Genomic DNA, 17,362 nt, shown 5'->3' with positions numbered 1-17,362 from the left:
GCTGCGGCGGCCCTTTTCCTTGAGCGAGTCCGGTTTGCCGGGTCAGCCGGAGATCGTCTTTGCCGCGGCGAGCATGTCCGCCGAGATTTCGTCCATTCGGTCTTCCATGCGCGATCTCGGGCCGGCCATCGCAAGCGAGGTCGTCACAGGAGACTGGCCGACGAAAATCGGCACAGCCAGGCCGATGTGGTCCTGCCCCGACTGGCCGATGTTCACCCCGACGTGCGTCGCACGCGTTCGATCGACTTCGGACCGCACATAGTCGGCGTCGGAGGGCTCGGGATGATGGCGCCGGATGTAGCTGTCGAACCTCTTCTGCTCCATGAAGGCCAGGAACACCTTTCCTGAGCTGCGCGGCCAGAGGACGAGGCGTCTGTTGAGGGTCGGAATCGCACGGATGAGCATGTCGGGCTCGACAGAGTCGAGGTAGACCACCGAGTCCCCGACGAGGGTGGCGAGCATGGCCGTCTCGTTCCAGCGCCCAGCCAGCTCAGACAGGATGTGCTTGTAGGCGAACTGGGCGGTCAGGGACTCCGCGGTGATCAGGCTCGAGATCGCGGGACCCACCACATAACCGCCGTCGGCCTCCCGGAGATAGCCGGTGGCCACGAGCCCCTTCGTCAGTGCGTGAAGAGACGACTTGGGGGCGGACAGCGCAGTCGCGAGGTCCCCGAGTCGCATGCCTCGCGCGCCGCTGGCGACGACAAGCTCGAGAATGGTCATCACCCGGCCTACCGTGCGATGCTCGGCGGCCGCTGCGCCGCTGTTTACAATTGATGACATGGGTTGCTGCCCTTCGTCTGTTACTCTCAGGCCGACTCTTCGTATATAAGTATACGCGGTCAGATTCTCGAACCCCATCCCATCGTCCCAAAGGTTCGAGATCGAGCAGTAGATGCGCCGCTCTCGTTGGGTCCATGCATGCTCGACGCCGCTGTGGGCCGACGCTCATGATGAACCCATGCGAGCAGGCGGAGCGTCGGTGCCAGCCGGCGGGCTCCAGGCGGCGGGCTGCCAACGACCTCCCATGCGAAACGTTCCTTCGCTGCCCCACTCGGCGCCACGTGGCTGAGGCATCCGCGCGACCCCATGCAGCGCCTCGCGGTCAACCGGCATTGACATGCTCGCCCAAGGGGCGGATGCGGGGAGAAGGGGTATGAGCCCTTGCCGGTCTGGGTGCCGCCCCCTATAGTTCTTTACGACATTCAGTACGTGTGTTCGTAATAATGTATATGCCCCGCCGCTTCTTCCATATAGTTCGGTCTGCTGTCGGGGCGGGAATCGCAGGGAGGAAATTCGGAGATGGCGAGCAGAATCGACGCGGCACTGCCGCACCTTCTGGGGCCGCGAATGCAGGTCGGCATGGTGGTCGACGACATTCAAAAGGCAGCCGCCTTCTGGGCCGAAGAAATGCACGTCGGCCCTTGGATCCTGATCGAAGATGGCATCGGCGACCGGCGCTTCATGTACCGAGGCGAAACGAGCGAAGTCCGATTCTCGGTGGCGTTCTCCTACACCGGGGAAACCCAGTTGGAGCTGATTGCGCAGACCAACTCCGCCCCCTCCCCGTTTCGAGACTTCCTCGCCTCTGGGAAGGAAGGGATTCACCATCTCGGGTTCTGGCCAGAGGACTTCGAAGCGTCCTGTAGTTCTCTGGAGACCGCGGGTTTTGTGGAACTGTGTTCTATCCATCTCCCCGAAGGAACCAGGAATGGGATCTATTACACCGCTCCGCCAATGGTTGGCGGCATCGTCGAGCTTGCGCCGTTGACACCCTTCAGGAGGACCTACATGACGGCAATAGAGCGGCTTTCGACTGCTTGGGACGGGACGAGGCCTGTGCGTCGCTTCGGCACTCGCAACGATTTCATTGCGTCAGCGGACTTCCAGGTCGACAGTCTCGACTGATAGATCGTCGGTGGAGGACGAATCGACTCCCCGAGAAGCGCGCTTCTGATCTGCGGACAATGCGCGGACCGCTCACGAGACACCGCGCTATAGAGGTGTGCGTGGCACGATGCTGCGGGCAGCGGAGGAGGCGTGTCCTCGGCTGCCCGCAGGCTGTTTCCAGTTCTAGCATGAACCGGAATTCCGGCCCCGGTCCTTGACCGTCAAGGTGCCTGTTGCGAGTACCCGTGCGCACCGGGGCCGGAAGTCTGATGACCGCCCGGCTGCGGGGAGGAAGCCCGGCAAAGGGGTGGCCAGATGCCGGACCCGTTAGTGCTGACCCGGGACGAGGAAATTGAAAACGCCTGTGTCGAAGCGGTTGTAGGCCTCGTAGTCGACCAGCTCGTACAGGCGGGCCCGCGTGAGCATGTTCTCGACCTGTTCCTCCTGCGTGCCGGCCGCCTGGATGGCGTCGAGGGTGCGCTCGGCCTCGCCCATCGCGCTGCGCAGCAGGGTGACCGGGTAGATGACGAGGTTGATCCCCACGCTTTCGAGCTCGGCGACGGTGAACAGGCGGCTCTTTCCGAACTCGGTCATGTTCGCCAGGACGGGGACGCTCACCGCGTCGCGGATGGCCTTGAACTCCTCGAGGCTCCCCATGGCTTCGGGGAAGATCGCGTCGGCGCCGGCGTCGACGAGTGCCTTGGCGCGGTCAACGGCGGCGTCCAGTCCGTCTGCCGCGCGGACGTCGGTGCGGGCCATGATGAGGAAGTTCGGATCGCGCCGCGCCTCGGCGGCGGCGCGGATCCGCTTCAGCGCGGTGTCGAGGTCCACGACGGCCTTGCCGTCGAGGTGGCCGCACCGCTTGGGGTTGACCTGGTCCTCGATATGGCAGCCCGCGAGCCCGGCGTTCTCGAGCTCCTGGACGGTGCGGGCCACGTTCATGGGCTCGCCGAAGCCGGTGTCGGCGTCGACGATCGCGGGGAGCTCGGTCATGCGGGCGATCTGCCCTGCTCGGGTCGCGACCTCGGTGAGGGTCGTGAGGCCGATGTCGGGCAGGCCGAGGTCGTTGGCGAGGACGGCGCCGGAGATGTAGACCCCAGGGAAGCCCTTCTCCTCGATCAGGCGCGCGGAGAGCGGATTGAACGCGCCCGGGAACTGCTGGACCTTCCCCGAGGCGAGCAGTTCGCGCAGGCGGATCCGCTTCTGCTCCGGGGTGGACTTGGAGTACAGCATCTAGACCAAAACCTCCATCAGACCCAAAACCTCCATCAGAACAGTCCCTTCGGTGCTGACGCGAGGTCGATGACCCCGTCCTTGGCGATGATGTTGAGCGCATCGAGCTCGCCCGCTCGGAGTTCGGGGAGGCGCTGGACGGTGTCGAGGAAGCGCTCGATCTCCTCCGGGGCAACGGCCTCCGAGGCGAGCGCCCTGAATTTCTGAATGTACTGCTCGCGGCCGAACGGGCGGGCGCCGAGGGGGTGCGCGTCCGCGACCGCGATCTCGTCCTCGATCACGGTGCCGTCGTTCATGGTGATGACCACGGAGCCGCCGAAGGCCTTCTCGGCGATGTCGAGGGAGTGGTAGCGGCGGGTCCACTCGGGGTCTTCCTCGGTGGTGACCTTGTGCCACAGGGCGACGGTGTCGGGGCGGGCGGCCCGCTCCCGGGCGTAGGAGTCCACGTGGTGCCAGATCCCGTCCTGGAGGGCCACGGCGAAGATGTACGGGATCGAGTGGTCCAGCGTCTCCCGGGACGCGGTGGGGTCGTACTTCTGCGGGTCGTTCGCCCCGGAGCCGATCACGTGGTGGGTGTGGTGGCTGGTGCGGATCAGGATGTGCGCCACGTTCGCCGGGTCGGTGGCCTCGGGGCGCTCGCGGTGGAGCCTGCGGGCCAGGTCGATCCACGCCTGGGCCTGGTACTCGGCCGAGTGCTCCTTCGTGTAGGTGTCCAGGATCGCGCGCTTCGCCTCGCCCTCGACGGGGAGCGGGACCTCGTAGGCGGCGTCGGGGCCGTCCAGGAGCCAGGCGATGACCCCGTCCTCGCCCTCGTAGATCGGCACGGGGGAGGTCTGCCCGCGCATCGCCCGGTCCACGGCCTCGACGGCCATCTTCCCGGCGAAGGCGGGGGCGTGGGCCTTCCACGTGGAGATCTCGCCCTTGCGCGACTGGCGCGTCGCCGTCGTCGTATGCAGCGCCTGCCCCACGGCCTGGAAGATCGTCTCGACGTCGAGGCCGAGCAGCGTCCCGATGCCGGCCGCGGCGGAGGGGCCGAGGTGGGCCACGTGGTCGATCTTGTGCTTGTGGAGGGAGATGGCCTTCACGAGGTCCACCTGGATCTCGTACCCCGTCGCGATGCCGCGCACGAGGTCCCGTCCGGTCGAGCCCACATGCTGGGCCACGGCCAGGATCGGCGGGATGTTGTCACCCGGATGGGAGTACTCGGCGGCAAGGAACGTGTCGTGGTAGTCCAGCTCGCGCACCGCGACGCCGTTCGCCCACGCCGCCCACTCGGGGGAAACACGGTTCCCGATCCCGTACACGAGGGCGCCCCGGCCGCCGGTGGAGGCCGGGTGGGCCAGGGCCTGGGCGCGCGCGGAGACGATCGGGGCCCGGTTCAGGGACGCGATCGCGACCGCGGCGTTGTCGATGATCCGGTTGACCACCATCTCCGCCACCTCCGGGGCGACCTCGACCGGGTCGGCGGCGACCCTCGCGATCCGGTAGGCGAGCTGCCCCTCGCGTGGGAGGTTCTCCTCGCTGCGGTAGACGCGGACCTTGTGCAGCTCAACCATCGATGGCCTCTTTCGGGTAGTTCGTTCTGATGTGGTTCAGGCTGTTGCTCAGGTGCACCGCCGTCGCGGCCGCGGCGAGCGGGGCGTCGCCGCCGGCGATCGCCCCGGCGATCGTCGCGTGCTCGACGGCGGCCTGCCGCAGCCGGGGGACGTCATCACGCGCAATGCGGCGCGCCCGGGCGAGGTGCACGCCCAGCCTGCGCCGTGACTGGGAGAGGAAGCTGTTGGAGATAGCCGCGCCGATCGCGGCGTCGAGCTCGGAAGCAAGCGCGTAGTACACGCTGCGTTGGATGTTCTCATCGGCCAAGAGCGCCGGCGAGGCCCAGAAGCGGTCCCGCAGGTCGGCGAAGCGGGCACTGGCGCCGCGCTGAGCCGCGAGGGCCGCGGCCTTCGAATCGAGGGCTTCGCGCAGCTCGTAGAGCTCGCCGAGCTGGCTGAGGGACAAATTGCTCACGACGACGCCACGACCCCGCTGCGCGGTTGCCAGCCCCTCCGCCGTCAACCTCGCGAGCGCCTCTCGAAGCGGAGTCCGCGACAGGCCCAAACGCTCGGCCTGCTCGACCTCAACCAGCACCGCCCCGGGGAGCAGACGCCACTCCACAATGTCGTCGCGGAGCGCCGCATACGCTCGATCGCCCGCCTTCATGGCTTCTCCTTCAATTTTCGTACGGCGTGGTCGCCCACCGCCCGTCTAGGACCTGGACGGGCGGTGGAGAGCATGCCGTCGTGGAGCGCAGTTAGTCATGGGCCACCCGCGGCACCCTCGTTGGCGTTGGGCAAGGTAGATGCGACTGCGAATGCCGCTCATGAGGGCCCGGGGAACTGCCTTATGAGGTTGACATCCCGGTGTTCGGTATCGTCCGGAAACGGTTGAGGCGGCGGATGAAGCTGATCACGTACATGAGGGACGGCAGTCTGCTCCCCGGGGCGAGAGGATCCCCGCGCTCGTTGGAATGCATCCTCCAGCCGTCCCAGAACAAAGCGTCGGAAGGATTTTCCGAATCAGTGTTGTACCACCCGACGGATTCGATCATGCGCGCTCTTCCCGCTCCCCGATGCAACGAGACGGAATGGCGAGCTCGTTCCGATTCATCATTCAGCCATCTCCTCGGCCCGCTGTGCGACGTCCGCCTCGGCCGCTGCAGCTGAGGCATCGGCGACGTATCCCTCGACATGCCGTTCCTTGGGGCCGTTGTATTCCGAGAGAGGGCGAATGAGAGCATTCGAAGCGGCCTGTTCCAGGATGTGCGCGGTCCAGCCCGTCACGCGCGCAGCGATGAACACCGGTGTGAATGTGAGCGTGTCGAAGCCGATGAGGTTGTACGCCGGCCCAGAAGGGAAATCGAGGTTGGGATAGATGCCCTTGCGGCTGACGAACTCCGACTCGAGGGCGTCGTAGAGAGCTGCGACGTCGGGTCTGCCGTAATGCTCGATCAGCGTGTCGAGCGCGGCCTTCATGGTGGGCACTCGCGAGTCGCCGCGTTTGTACACCCGATGCCCGAAGCCCATGACTTTGCGCTTTGAGGCAAGAGCTTCATCGAGCCACGGGCCGACGTTGGATGCGTCTCCGATCTCGTTGAAGATGTGGAGCACGGCTTCGTTGGCTCCGCCGTGCAGCGGTCCTTTAAGGGCGCCGATTGCGGCGACCACAGCCGAGTAAAGATCGCTGAGTGTGCTGGTAACGACGCGGGCGGTAAAGGTCGAAGCATTGAACGAGTGCTCCGCGTAGAGGATCATCGAGCGGTTGAAAGCGTCGACGACGATGTCGTCAGGCTCCTCCCCGAAGGTCATCCAGAGGAAGTTCGCTGCGTAGTCGAGGTCATCCCTCGGCTCGACAAGATCTTGTCCGCGACGCCGGCGCTGGCCGTAGGCAACGATCGCCGGAAGCGCAGCGAAGAGACGTATGCTTCGGGCGAGGTTTTCCTCGGGATTGCCTCCGGCATCGAGCACCGAACCCGTGCCGGCGAGATCGCGTGCGCCGAGGAGGCTGACGGCTGTCCGTACCTCGTCCATCGGGTGAGCGTCGAGCGGAACGAGCTCGATTGCCGTTCGCACATCCGGATCGAGGGCACGATGAAGTCGCTCTTCGGCACGGAGCGCTGCCAGCTCTTCGTCGGTTGGAAGCTCGCCCTTCCACAGCAGGTGGGCGACCGCCTCGAACGGTTGCGTTGCTGCAAGTTCCTGGACGGGGTATCCACGGTAGAGCAGAGAGTTGGTCTCCGGGTTGACTTTGCTCACAGCGGTGTAGTCGACGGTGACTCCCGCGAGCCCTTTCTTGATGTCAGTCATGCTCACTCCTTCGTGATGCCAAGGATCAGGACCTTTGTGGTGTTTGGATTGGGAAGGGACCTACTGCTCGCAGCTAGTGAGCCGGCACAGGTCTCGATCCGCTGCCTCTTGGGCCGTGGTCATCGAAGCTTGGTGGCCGAAGAGGATCTTGGCCCCCAGGATGTAGCTTTCAAGTCCGAGGAGTCCGGCGAGCTGGAAGACCTCCAGGATCTCCTCGCGGGTTGCTCCCAGGTCAAGGGCATTCCGGATGTGCCGGCGCAGCCCAGGCTCGTAGTTGTGCGTCACTGTGCAGTCGATGCCGATGCACACGAATTCGCGTTCCTTGGTGGTGAGCTTGCCGTTGTTCCAGGACTCGGTCGAGACGGCATCCAGAGCCTGGTAATACTCGGGCATGAGCCGGGCGATCGCCTCGCGATCCGAGTTCCAGAACCCGCGTGACTCAATGAAGGCCTGCTTCGCAGCTTCAAAATCCGGGTCAAACTCTTCCGTGCCGTCCGCGTCACCCCCCCGCTTCCTGAGCTCCTCCTGCAGGATTGGCACAGAGAAGTAGAGCGCATGGTTTGCCAGCGCAACGATGGTGATCAGCACGTCGATGATCTCCGCGGCGGTGGCGCCCGCGGCGAGGGCGCGCCTGATGTGGCGCTCCACGCCATCAACGTTCAGGCTCGTGGCCGAAGCGTGCATCCCGAGCAGGACGAGCTCCTTCATCCGGGCCGTGAGGTGCGAGCTCTCCATCGGAGCGCGCCAGTAATCTGAGGCTACCGGCAGTGACGTCCACGCGGACTTCCGGAACTCGTCCAGATCGGCCACCTGTGAAATGAGGCCGGTCAGCGATGCGAAGTCGGGCTCGGTCGGCGCCCCCTGAATCTGTTCCTTCATAGATGCCTCCCCCTTCTTGTTCTGAGCAGTGGAATTGGGTCTACCAACCGATCTTGACAAGTGCTCCGCCGTCGACCGGGAGCGAGACTCCTGTGATGAAGGCGGCCTCTTCGGAGGCGAGGAAGACCGCCGCGTTCGCCACGTCCCAGCCAGTCCCCACGTGTCCCTGCAACGGGATCAGGGTCTTCCGCTGCGCAATGATGTCATCGCGGGATGCGCCCGTCAGTCGCGCGCGGGTGTCCACCGCCATAGCGGTCTCCACTCGTCCGGGCAGGATCGCGTTGGCACGGATGCCGAATTCAGCATTCCTCAAGGCGAACTGCTGGGTGAACGCGATCATCCCCGCCTTGCTTGCGCGGTACGCGACATTTTGAGAGCTCGTCTCTATCGCGGACATCGATGAGACATTGAGGACGACGCCCGATCCCTGCTCTCGCATAATGGGCTCGACCAGCTTTGCAGCCATGACCGCTCCCCGGAGATTGACCTCCATGACGACATCGAACGAGTCTTCGGTGACCACCTCGAGCGGGCCGTCCCCTGCCCCGACGCTGACACCGACGTTGTAGTGCAGGATGTCTATCCGTCCCCACTGGGAGACCGCGAAGTCGAGGGCCTGCTTGAGCGACTCGACTCGCCTCACATCGGCTTCGAATGGCTCGCCGCTGGCACCCTGCTCGGACATCTTCAGGGTCTCCCGGGCCGAATCGATGTCTCGATCGACGGCGAGAACAAAAGCTCCCTCTTCCAGGAAGCGCAGGGCGGTTGCACGACCGTTTCCGATCGATTCCCCTGGGCTCTGCCCCGCTCCGATTACAACAGCGACCTTGTCAGCAAGTCTGCCCATGGCTTTCCTTTCGGATCGTGAGAACCACGACGTTCAGAACCGTTGAACGGGCCGAGCCAGAAACAGCGGCCGATCGGACGAAGAAGGCCGCTCGGCATCGGCGGTCCAGACGGTTGCCTTTAGAGAAGTGTACACCATAAGATACGGAAGTTCGCAAATATGGACAGCAGGCCTGCTTTGGGCCTTCTGTCGGGGAGAGGATCGAAACTTATGCATCCACTGTCGCTCTCCGCCCTGACGGTTCTTCCGTGCACGCCGCTCGAGCAGATCGATGTGGCTCGGGAGGCCGGGTTCGACGGCGTCAGCCTGCGGCTGTTCCCCGTCATGGATACCGACATCGACGTCATGGCGGACGCCGTGCTGCGGAAGGAAATGGAGCGCAGCCTTCGAAGCAGCGGTCTTGAGGTGTTCGATGTGGAAGTCGTGCGCGTGACTGCTGGAACAGTTGTGGCGGAGGTACTTCCTGCGCTCGAGTTCGCCGGCGTCCTCGGGGCGCGCCGGCTTGCTGTCACTTCCGGCACCCCGGCAGAGCACCGCGCGGAGGACGAACATGACTTCCTGCGGCGGCTTGAGGAGCTCTGCCTCGCGGCTGAACCCTACGGAGTGGGCGTCATGCTGGAATTCATTCCGTACCGCGGGATCTCCTCGCTGGGGGAGGCGCTGGACGTGGTCCGCAAAGTGGGTCATCCGGGCCTTGGAGTAACCCTGGACGCGCTCCACTTCCACCGCTCGGGCGGGGAGGCCGGGGAGATACGGCTCGCCGAACCAGAGCTTCTGGCGTGTGCTCAGCTGTGCGACGCGCCGGCGATCGCCCCCGCCGACCTTCCCTTCGAGGCGCGCTACGGGCGCCTCTTCCCGGGAGAGGGAGGACTTCCGCTGGAAGATTTCGTCGCCTCCCTTCCCACTGGACTGCCCGTCTGCGTCGAGGTGCCCGCCCGGGATCACGGCGGGATGACTATCCTCGACCGCGCCAAGAAGGCAGCCCGTACCGCACGGCAACTCGTATCGAAGAGTGCGTGAGTCGAGGCCGTCCACAGGATGTGGACGGCCTCGGGTTCAGCAGATCAAGCCTGAGCGCTGGGCCGGGCGGTGGTGAGCTCAACGTCCGCAAGCCGCTCCACCGCGGTGGCCAAGGCTTCGACGTGGCTGTCCCGGCCGATGAGCGCCATCGCTGTCTGGTACAGCTCTCGGCTGAGGCTTCCGAAGAACGTTGGCACTCCGCTGGCCGCTCCCAGCGAGCAAGCGAGCCTGAGGTCCTTGTGCGCCAGTGCAAGGCTGAATCCCCGGTCGCGGTCTCCCGCCAGGATTCGGCTTCCTTGCTGCTCGAGGTACGCATTCCGGCCTCCGCCGGCGACAAGCACCTCCAGGGCGGTCGTGGCATCGATGCCGTTCTTCGCAGCCAGGGTGAGCGCTTCGAGGGACAGCCAACGCTGTGAGCAGGAGAGAAGGTTGTTGATCAGCTTCATGGTGTGGCCTGCGCCTATTCCACCGACATGGGTGATCTTGGGGCTGATCAACTCGAGGACCTCGATCGAGCGTTCGACATCTCGGGGGGCGGCGCCGAGCATGATCGAGATCGTGCCGGCAACGGCCGCCGGGGCACCGCCGCTGACGGGGGCATCGACCAGCGTGATGCCGCGTGCTTCGAGCTCCTTGGCAATGGCCTTGGTCTCTCCGGGATCTCCTGAAGTCTGGTCGATGATGAGAGAGTGTGGCGCCAGCGTCTCTGCCAGGCCCCCGTGGCCGAAAATCACGGACCGTACGTGGTCCGAGGTAGGGAGGCATAGCAGCACTGCGGTGCATTCCCGTGCGAGCTCGGGGATGCTGTCGCATGCCACGGCGCCCTGGTCCTCCAGCACGCGGACGACAGCAGGGTTCCTGTCGTACACGTGAATCTTGCGTTGGCTCTGCAACCGGCTCGCGAGCGCGCCTCCCATGTCGCCGAGGCCGATGTACCCGATTGTCATTGTGATCCTCTCGTTGGCCGTGCCCTAGACCCGAGGCTCGCTCGTGCCATCTTGCTGCTGAAGAAAACCTGCTTGCGTTCTCTGACGGTAGGGAGACTCCACCCGCGAGGCGCTCTCCTGGAGGGCATCGTTGGATGCGGAATAGCGCCGTTGACCCAACCGGCTTTGCCGAGGGCTGAGAGGCCCGGTCTCCGCCGCGACTGGCTTCCAGGACGGGACGCTCAACCCGCTGCCCGAACCGACTCGTACATCTCGTCCTGCACCGCCTCCTGCCAATCGACTCCGCCGAGGGAGAAGGCCAGATGAAGCATGCTTCGGCTGTGGGAGGCCCCGTGCCAGTGGCGTACTTTGGGCGGAGTCCAGACCATGTCGCCGACGCCCATCCGAACCACCTGATCCGCGGTGGCCACGAATCCCTCGCCTGATTCGACAATCAGGAGCTGGCCTCCCTCGTGGCTGTGCCAATGAGTGCGGGCGCACGGCGTGAAGAAGTTCTTGCTGAAACTCGTTCCACTCTCCTGGAGGAGGATTTCGCGCCACATCTCGCCCGTGCACGGGCCGTTTGCCCGCTCAGCGCGAATCGTCTCGACATCGCTTCTAACGACGGTCAACATAGGGTTTCCTTCCATGCATCAACCTCTCGACACGGTTCCGAAGAGCCTGGCTAATGGGGCGAGCACGAGGGGACGGGCGGCGACCCAGCCGGCAGCGATCACACACAGGGACCCGACGAAGATCCACAAGCCTACCCAGTTCACCTCATCCGAACCGCCATACATGTGATTGAGGTTCCGAAGGGCGCCCGTTGCGAGCACGAGACTGACATGGACGATGATGAACAGGACGAAATAAGCCATCACCGGAAAGTGGACGGCCCTGGCCCACTCGACGGGGTAGGCCTTGTTCAGCCTTCGTGCACCCTTTGGCCACACTCCGGACATCCGCACGCCGGAGAGGGAGGCGAGAGGAGCGGCGATGAAGACGGTCGCGAAATACGCGAGCTGCTGGAGGGCGTTGTAGTTCACCCAGCCGTCCTCGGTGGGCCAGTCCAGTGAAAGGTACCTCAGCGCTGCGGTAATCGCGTCTGGGAATACCTCCCAGCTGGTCGGGACGATCCGGGTCCATTGTCCTGTCGCGAAGAGGAGCACGGCGAAGACGACGCCGTTCACCAGCCACAGGATGTCGAGGGACTGATGGAACCAAAGCGACAGGCTGATCTTGCGCGTCCTGTCACGACGGGGAGACCAGACAACAGGCGGGCGCTTCTGATGGCGCACTGTCAGGCCGGAGCGGATGATCAGAACTATCAGGAACACGTTGAAGAAATGCTGCCACCCTACCCATGCGGGGAACCCGACCGGTGACCCGGCTGGCAGGCGGTACTGTCCAGGGAATGCGGAGGTGAAGTCCTGCATGAACCCGAGTGAGACGAACCACCGCACCAGCATCACGATCAGCGTCGCCACGATAATCACTCCGGCCGTCCCAACGACGATTGCCCCGGCCCACTGCCTCCTTGTGAAAGGGCCATAGCGTTTCGGTTGGGGCATCAGGACGTCCGGCTCCTGGGCTGCGCTCGGAGGCGTAGGCAATTCGGCTGGGAACTCCCGCTGGTCAGCTCGGTGGTCTGGCAGTTCCTTCTGGGAGACCGGCTCGGAGGGCTGCGTGTCGGATTCCAAGGGAAGAGCAGGAGCGTCCGTCCCGGCTACGCTCTCCGGCGCGCAGCCGGCCGGCGGCCACGGTTCGCCGCCTGCCTCTCGGGGCAGCCCGCGCCGCAAGGGGACCTCGCCCTTCCCAGGAGGGGGCTGATTGGGCAATGGTGAGGCGACGAGATCGCCCTGTTGGACCGCAGTGGAGTGTCGTCCTGGCGAGGTTCGGTACGCCACGGGAGCCGCCGAAACCGTATCGGTTGCGGTGATCGCACTCCCACTGGGCCATCGCTCTCCGCCGGGCCTACGTGGTAGGCCGCGGCGGAGCCCGACGGGGACTTGCGCTTCTCGGTTGCCGCGTCCTTGCGCAGGAGCTGGCGATTCCGCGGCTTTTTGCATCGGAGCCCCTGAGACGCCGTTCAGAGGAGCGTCTCCGGCGACGGGTGGATCTTCGCCTAGGTCGATCGCGGCTGTCGATTCCGCTGTGGTTTCGGGTAGCGGCGGCCAAGGCTCGCCGCCGGCTGTGCGGGGAAGCCCCCGCCGCGGGGTGCGGGCCGTCATCGCCTATCCATTCTTGGCCTGCAGCGCTTCGATGAGCTGTGGCACCACGGTGAATAGGTCGCCTACTACGCCGAAGTCGGCGATGTCGAATATCGGGGCGTCCGCGTCCTTGTTGATAGCGACGATGGTTTTGGCGGTCTGCATCCCTGCCAGATGCTGGACTGCCCCGGAGATCCCCACCGCGACGTACAGCTGTGGTGAAACAGACACCCCTGTCTGCCCGATCTGGTACGACTGGGGAACATATCCGGCGTCGACAGCAGCCCGGGATGCTCCGACTGCTGCCCCGAGGGCATCGGCAAGCTGCTCCACCAAGGCGAAGTGCTCGCCTGAGCCAAGGCCCCGTCCACCCGAGACCACCTTCCTCGCCCCCCTCAGCTCCGGACGGGTCGAGCTGACCTCCGTCGCTTCGAAGCCCTCGACCTTGGCCGACCGCGTGGCCGACGCAGCTACGTCGAGCCGCTCGACCTGGGCGGCCTGCCGCTGCGCGCGGGCTTCCACGGCGCCTTGGCGCACCGTGATCACGAGCGTGCCGAACGTTGCGGCTGAGTCCACGTTGTAGGACCCTCCGTAGACCGAGTGGTGAGCCACCACCCCTTCCGGATCGCGCGAGACCTTGATTGCATCGGCGGCGATGGTGCATCCGGTGCGGACCGCGAAGCGACCCGCGACATCACGCCCCTCGACGGAATTGGAAATCAGGATCGCATCGGCACCAACCAGTTCCGAAGCCGCGACTAGAGCATCTACCTGCGGAATGGTCATTCCATCGCCAGTGGGGGCCATCAGCACCCGTGCGGCTCCTAGGGCGGCTGCCTCATCGGCGAGTCCGTCGGAGTCGGATACGACGAGCGCCACGGGCGTGCCTGCCTCGGCTGCGGCTCCTATTAGCCCCGCCGAGGACTTCGCCAGACCGCCGTCCGGAGCCACCTCTAGCAGCACAAGAATGGAGTCAGTAGGAAAATCAGGCATTTGGTCAGTCCTCTAAGAGAGCCGGTTCTGGATGAGATATTCCGCGAGCCGTGTGCCAGCGTCCCCCTCGTCGAGGATCTTCAGGCCCGGCCCGCGCGCTGGCTTTTCACTGACCGCCACCATGATCGATCTCGGCACGTCCAGTCGGTTCGCGTCCACCTTGAGATCTTCGAGGGAGAGGGTCTCGAACGGCTTCTTCTTCGCCGCTCGTATCCCTTTGAAGTTGGCCAGGCGTGCATCAGGCAGGGCTTCGGTGATGGAGATAACTGCCGGAAGGTCGGCAGACACCCTCGCGGTACCGGCATCGGATGCCCTAATCCCTGACACCTTCCCGTCGCCGATCTCAACGGACGCGAGCGACGTCAGCTGCGGTACACCAAGGCGTTCCGCGATCATGGCCGGGACCACTCCGCCCGCGCCGTCTGTCGACTGGTTCCCAGCGATGACCAGATCGAAGCCTGTCCGCTGTATGGCGGCGGCGAGAACCTCGGCGGTCAGGCCAAGATCAGCTCCTAGGAGCGCATCGTCCGTGACGTGCACAGCGGACGTAGCGCCCATCGCCAGTCCCTTGCGCAGGGATGCGGCGGCCGTCTCCGGGCCCATCGCTATCACGACCACTTCGGTGCCGGCGGAGGTGTCAGCCTGGTTCAGGGCAACCTCGAGCGCCCGCTCGGAGATCTCGTCCAGCACGTTCTCGGACGTCCGGCGATCGGCGAGACCAGTCTCTAGGGAAAGCTTGCGGCTCCCGTACGTGTCGGGGACTTCCTTGAGCAAGACGACTATCTTCATGTGCCCATCCCTCTGCGACGAAGTCATCATTCGGATACAGGAATAACTGTACCACTATACGAATGGAAGGGGGCAAGTCCGAGGGTTGGGCCGCCGTCGAGCACCCTGGGCGGCGGGCCCGTCCCGAGAGCCGACCGCTCGGCCCGCTGTAGTCAGGCCTTGACCCCGCATTGGGCCTATCGGTAGAGTCTCCGCATCTCATTATGAATCTCCATACTTATTTACGTACAGCGTTGGGCGAAGAGCGACCTCACGCAGTCGATTTTCCAAAGCATATTAAGGAGGCAGAAACATGGCAGGGGAGCATGCTGATGCTCAAGCGCGCCGCATCATCACCGGACTCGATGCCGATGGAAAGTCTTGCTTCGAAAGCGACGAACTCACGCCTCATCGCCTGGTGGGCCCCGGCAACACGAAATGCGACATCTGGAGGGCCGCCGGTCTGCCCGTCGGGTACACAGACGGGGATGGCATTGATGCCGTCATCACGGAGCCGCCTCTGGGTGGACTGGTGTTCCGGCAGACAACATTCGCCCCGGACACCGAATGGGACAAGTCGCTGGGGTATTCGGATTCGAAGGGCCAGCTCAGGGGAACCGTGCCGGCCGAGGACGCGGACGGGGTCGCGGGCTTTCATTTCACGGACTCGGTCGACATTGTCACCGTTCTGAACGGAGAGCTCGTCTCTGTCATGGAAACCGGAGAAACGGTGCTTCGGGCCGGTGACACCATCATCATGCGGGGGGTCAAGCACGCTTGGTGCAACCGCACCAACGAGCCAGTGACGGTTCAGGCCATCATGATCTCTGCCGCAAACTAGCTCATCTTTACGACCGCTCGAAATTCTCAGCGAGGCACTGCGCAAAGGAGCTGCAGCCGAAGCCTGAGGTTGTCCGTGCTCGAACACATATGCGCCTCAAGGCGCGGGCAGCAACGAGATCGAATGCCAAGAAATTTGCGGCGGCCCGTTGTTGCTCCAATGACATAAGGGAGAAAGGAGAAAGCTCATGGATGTTGTTACTGCGCTGAGGTGTAGCCGCATGAGCCTAGGACGTTGGGGCGCCGTCTTGTTGTGCGTGCTCTGCAACGTGATCGACGGCCTCGATCTTCTACTCGCGTCATTTGCCCTTCCCCATTTTCCGGCGGCATTCGCAACCGCCGAAGAAAAAGGATTCCTGATCAGTCTCGGTTTCGCCGGCATGGCGTTCGGATCTATCTTCATCGGACCCCTCGCCGACCGTATCGGGCGAAAGAATCTGATTGTCGCCAGCTTACTCGTGTCAACCATCTCCCTGGCTGTGACGGCTGCGTCACCGTGGATTCAGCTGGTTCTTCTGATGCGGTTCCTCACGGGGATCGGCGTCGGAACCGTGACCCCGCTGTCGTTCGTGCTCGCCGACGAGTACGCTTCCGAGTCCCGCCGGAGCGTCTGCGTCGGAATCGTGGCTCTCGGCTACCCGATCGGCAGCACGGTGGGCGGAATGATTGGTCTCTTCATCATCAATTCCTTCGGCGGTGCTTGGCAGGCGCTCTTCTTGTTCGGCGCAGCGATCAGCTTCATAGTCTTCCTGGTTGCGCTAGCGTTCCTGCCAGAGAGTTTGACCTTCCTGGTCGGGCGAGCGCCTCATGGCGCGGACGCCCGTATCGCCAGAATTGCTGCAAGGATGGGATTGACCGATGTGGATCCCGCCGCAGTTCCAGCCACGGTTGAGCCCGCCGCCTCCACGGACACTAAAGTCGGGGTACTGGCACCCCGCTACCGGCGACGGACCTGGATCATCTGGATCGGCTACGCCACGAGTTCCACGGCGTTCTACTTCGTCACCAGCTGGACGCCGCAACTGGTCTCAACCGCCAGCGGAAGCACAGCGACCGGCACACTCGTCGGAACGATCCTCAGCGTCGGCGGGTTCGTCGCCACCATTGTCTTCATCGTGATCGTGACTCGCGTCGCTCCCACAAAGGTGAGCTGGGTGGCTGGAATTATTGCGTGCGTTGCCCAGGTCGCGTTCGCGCTAACTCTGGCGAACGGTGCGGCGATAGCGGCAGCTGCCTTGCTTGGCATGAGCCTTCAAGCCGTTCAATCGGCGTACGTCGCAAGCTGCACTCGCATATTCCCGACACTGATCAGGGCGCGCGCGGAGGGACTGATGATGGGAATCAGCCGGGTCGGCACTATCCTCGTGCCGCTGCTGGTCGGCTACATCCTCTCGGTTATCTCCCCACAGACGATGTACCTATCTGCTTCTGTTTTCGTCTTCATCGCCACAGGCGCCGCTCTAATGCTGTGGTTGTCAACTCGACGTGAACTTGTGCCATCCGGCGCGAACGCCTCGTTCGATGCGCCCTTCGCTGAGGCAACTCCATCCGGTCAGCGACTGGCTGAGTAGTCGTTGAATGACGCCGCCAGACACGGTCGATCGCATCCCTGGTGACGTCTCCTACTTCTTTCGGAGAAGACGTTTCGAGGGCGTCATGTATGAAAGGTGCGGTCGCCCACAATGCTCTTGATACAGGCAAGTCTCAAGGTGGAGGGCCTCGACGGCCGCGATGTCATCCAATCGTCTTCCGATCGTCCTCGCCCCCCCCAATACACACAAACTGAAGGAGCAACGATGATCATCGGCGCACTCGACGCTGCCGACACCTTCGACGAGGAGGTGTGCACGCAGGCCCAGCAGGCCGAGCGATGCGTGTACTGCGAAGGCCCGGAGACCGACTAAGGTCTCG

The 17,362-nt window shown here is 64.2% G+C and carries 16 protein-coding genes; 4 read left to right on the top strand and 12 right to left on the bottom strand.

Features of this window, described 5'->3' with window-relative positions:
• Nucleotides 1-42: 42 nt before the first annotated feature.
• Nucleotides 43-783 (bottom strand): IclR family transcriptional regulator, encoded by a 741-nt coding sequence (locus L0M17_RS12215; protein WP_241054240.1) that lies wholly within the window; start codon nt 781-783, stop codon nt 43-45.
• Nucleotides 784-1,302: 519 nt separating this feature from the next.
• Here L0M17_RS12215 and L0M17_RS12210 point away from each other — a divergent pair.
• On the top strand, nt 1,303-1,908 hold the full coding sequence (locus L0M17_RS12210) for a VOC family protein (RefSeq protein ID WP_241054239.1): 606 nt from the start codon (nt 1,303-1,305) through the stop codon (nt 1,906-1,908).
• A gap of 309 nt (nt 1,909-2,217) precedes the next feature.
• Here the strand turns inward: L0M17_RS12210 and prpB are convergent, their stop codons facing one another.
• From prpB to L0M17_RS12180, 6 genes are all read right to left on the bottom strand, one after another.
• Entirely contained in the window at nt 2,218-3,123 is a 906-nt protein-coding gene (gene prpB / locus L0M17_RS12205) for a methylisocitrate lyase (protein WP_241054238.1), read from the bottom strand.
• A gap of 35 nt (nt 3,124-3,158) precedes the next feature.
• Entirely contained in the window at nt 3,159-4,679 is a 1,521-nt protein-coding gene (locus L0M17_RS12200; RefSeq protein WP_241054237.1) for an MmgE/PrpD family protein, read from the bottom strand.
• Entirely contained in the window at nt 4,672-5,325 is a 654-nt protein-coding gene (locus L0M17_RS12195) for a GntR family transcriptional regulator (protein ID WP_241054236.1), read from the bottom strand. Before L0M17_RS12195 ends, L0M17_RS12200 begins: the two co-directional genes overlap by 8 nt.
• 446 nt (nt 5,326-5,771) lie before the next feature.
• Nucleotides 5,772-6,968, bottom strand: a complete 1,197-nt coding sequence (locus L0M17_RS12190; protein WP_255731945.1) for a bifunctional 2-methylcitrate synthase/citrate synthase — start codon at nt 6,966-6,968, stop codon at nt 5,772-5,774.
• A gap of 60 nt (nt 6,969-7,028) precedes the next feature.
• Nucleotides 7,029-7,847: a carboxymuconolactone decarboxylase family protein gene (locus tag L0M17_RS12185; protein WP_241054234.1), complete on the bottom strand. Its 819-nt coding sequence runs from the start codon at nt 7,845-7,847 to the stop codon at nt 7,029-7,031.
• A 40-nt stretch (nt 7,848-7,887) separates the two neighbouring features.
• Complete coding sequence (locus L0M17_RS12180) at nt 7,888-8,694, bottom strand: SDR family NAD(P)-dependent oxidoreductase (protein ID WP_241054232.1); 807 nt, start codon at nt 8,692-8,694, stop codon at nt 7,888-7,890.
• Nucleotides 8,695-8,904: 210 nt separating this feature from the next.
• On the opposite strand from L0M17_RS12180, the gene L0M17_RS12175 reads away from it, so the two are divergent.
• A complete protein-coding gene (locus L0M17_RS12175; RefSeq protein ID WP_241054230.1) occupies nt 8,905-9,714 on the top strand; it encodes a sugar phosphate isomerase/epimerase family protein in 810 nt (269 codons plus the stop codon).
• Nucleotides 9,715-9,758: 44 nt separating this feature from the next.
• On the opposite strand, the gene L0M17_RS12170 is transcribed toward L0M17_RS12175, so the two are convergent.
• The 5 genes from L0M17_RS12170 to L0M17_RS12150 all read right to left on the bottom strand — a co-directional run bounded on the left by L0M17_RS12170 (nt 9,759) and on the right by L0M17_RS12150 (nt 14,632).
• Complete coding sequence (locus tag L0M17_RS12170; RefSeq protein ID WP_241054228.1) at nt 9,759-10,661, bottom strand: NAD(P)-dependent oxidoreductase; 903 nt, start codon at nt 10,659-10,661, stop codon at nt 9,759-9,761.
• A 221-nt stretch (nt 10,662-10,882) separates the two neighbouring features.
• Nucleotides 10,883-11,275 (bottom strand): cupin domain-containing protein, encoded by a 393-nt coding sequence (locus L0M17_RS12165; protein ID WP_241054227.1) that lies wholly within the window; start codon nt 11,273-11,275, stop codon nt 10,883-10,885.
• 18 nt (nt 11,276-11,293) lie between these two features.
• Nucleotides 11,294-12,127, bottom strand: coding sequence for a cytochrome b/b6 domain-containing protein (locus tag L0M17_RS12160; RefSeq protein ID WP_241054226.1), 834 nt, complete (start codon nt 12,125-12,127; stop codon nt 11,294-11,296).
• Between the two features lie 747 nt (nt 12,128-12,874).
• Complete coding sequence (locus tag L0M17_RS12155; RefSeq protein WP_241054225.1) at nt 12,875-13,843, bottom strand: electron transfer flavoprotein subunit alpha/FixB family protein; 969 nt, start codon at nt 13,841-13,843, stop codon at nt 12,875-12,877.
• A gap of 12 nt (nt 13,844-13,855) precedes the next feature.
• Nucleotides 13,856-14,632 (bottom strand): electron transfer flavoprotein subunit beta/FixA family protein, encoded by a 777-nt coding sequence (locus tag L0M17_RS12150; protein ID WP_241054224.1) that lies wholly within the window; start codon nt 14,630-14,632, stop codon nt 13,856-13,858.
• A gap of 292 nt (nt 14,633-14,924) precedes the next feature.
• Between L0M17_RS12150 and L0M17_RS12145 the strand changes: the two genes are divergently transcribed.
• Together L0M17_RS12145 and L0M17_RS12140 are read left to right on the top strand one after the other, a co-directional pair.
• Nucleotides 14,925-15,452 carry a cupin domain-containing protein gene (locus L0M17_RS12145; protein ID WP_241054223.1) on the top strand — a complete coding sequence of 176 codons (528 nt, stop codon included), beginning with the start codon at nt 14,925-14,927 and terminating at the stop codon, nt 15,450-15,452.
• A 187-nt stretch (nt 15,453-15,639) separates the two neighbouring features.
• Nucleotides 15,640-17,022: an MFS transporter gene (locus L0M17_RS12140; protein WP_241054222.1), complete on the top strand. Its 1,383-nt coding sequence runs from the start codon at nt 15,640-15,642 to the stop codon at nt 17,020-17,022.
• Nucleotides 17,023-17,362 lie beyond the last annotated feature (340 nt).

The organism is Sinomonas terrae (assembly GCF_022539255.1).
Lineage (GTDB): Bacteria > Actinomycetota > Actinomycetes > Actinomycetales > Micrococcaceae > Sinomonas > Sinomonas terrae.
Note: the sequence above shows the minus strand (reverse complement) of the source record. Positions and strands in the feature narration are given on the sequence as shown.

Coding starts and splice junctions, on each gene's coding strand:
- L0M17_RS12170 (WP_241054228.1), bottom strand. CDS start 10,661: ATGACAATCGGGTACATCGGCCTCGGCGACATGGGAGGCGCGCTCGCG.
- L0M17_RS12195 (WP_241054236.1), bottom strand. CDS start 5,325: ATGAAGGCGGGCGATCGAGCGTATGCGGCGCTCCGCGACGACATTGTG.
- L0M17_RS12215 (WP_241054240.1), bottom strand. CDS start 783: ATGTCATCAATTGTAAACAGCGGCGCAGCGGCCGCCGAGCATCGCACG.
- L0M17_RS12180 (WP_241054232.1), bottom strand. CDS start 8,694: ATGGGCAGACTTGCTGACAAGGTCGCTGTTGTAATCGGAGCGGGGCAG.
- L0M17_RS12165 (WP_241054227.1), bottom strand. CDS start 11,275: ATGTTGACCGTCGTTAGAAGCGATGTCGAGACGATTCGCGCTGAGCGG.
- L0M17_RS12140 (WP_241054222.1), top strand. CDS start 15,640: ATGGATGTTGTTACTGCGCTGAGGTGTAGCCGCATGAGCCTAGGACGT.
- L0M17_RS12200 (WP_241054237.1), bottom strand. CDS start 4,679: ATGGTTGAGCTGCACAAGGTCCGCGTCTACCGCAGCGAGGAGAACCTC.
- prpB (WP_241054238.1), bottom strand. CDS start 3,123: ATGCTGTACTCCAAGTCCACCCCGGAGCAGAAGCGGATCCGCCTGCGC.
- L0M17_RS12185 (WP_241054234.1), bottom strand. CDS start 7,847: ATGAAGGAACAGATTCAGGGGGCGCCGACCGAGCCCGACTTCGCATCG.
- L0M17_RS12145 (WP_241054223.1), top strand. CDS start 14,925: ATGGCAGGGGAGCATGCTGATGCTCAAGCGCGCCGCATCATCACCGGA.
- L0M17_RS12190 (WP_255731945.1), bottom strand. CDS start 6,968: ATGACTGACATCAAGAAAGGGCTCGCGGGAGTCACCGTCGACTACACC.
- L0M17_RS12150 (WP_241054224.1), bottom strand. CDS start 14,632: ATGAAGATAGTCGTCTTGCTCAAGGAAGTCCCCGACACGTACGGGAGC.
- L0M17_RS12155 (WP_241054225.1), bottom strand. CDS start 13,843: ATGCCTGATTTTCCTACTGACTCCATTCTTGTGCTGCTAGAGGTGGCT.
- L0M17_RS12210 (WP_241054239.1), top strand. CDS start 1,303: ATGGCGAGCAGAATCGACGCGGCACTGCCGCACCTTCTGGGGCCGCGA.
- L0M17_RS12175 (WP_241054230.1), top strand. CDS start 8,905: ATGCATCCACTGTCGCTCTCCGCCCTGACGGTTCTTCCGTGCACGCCG.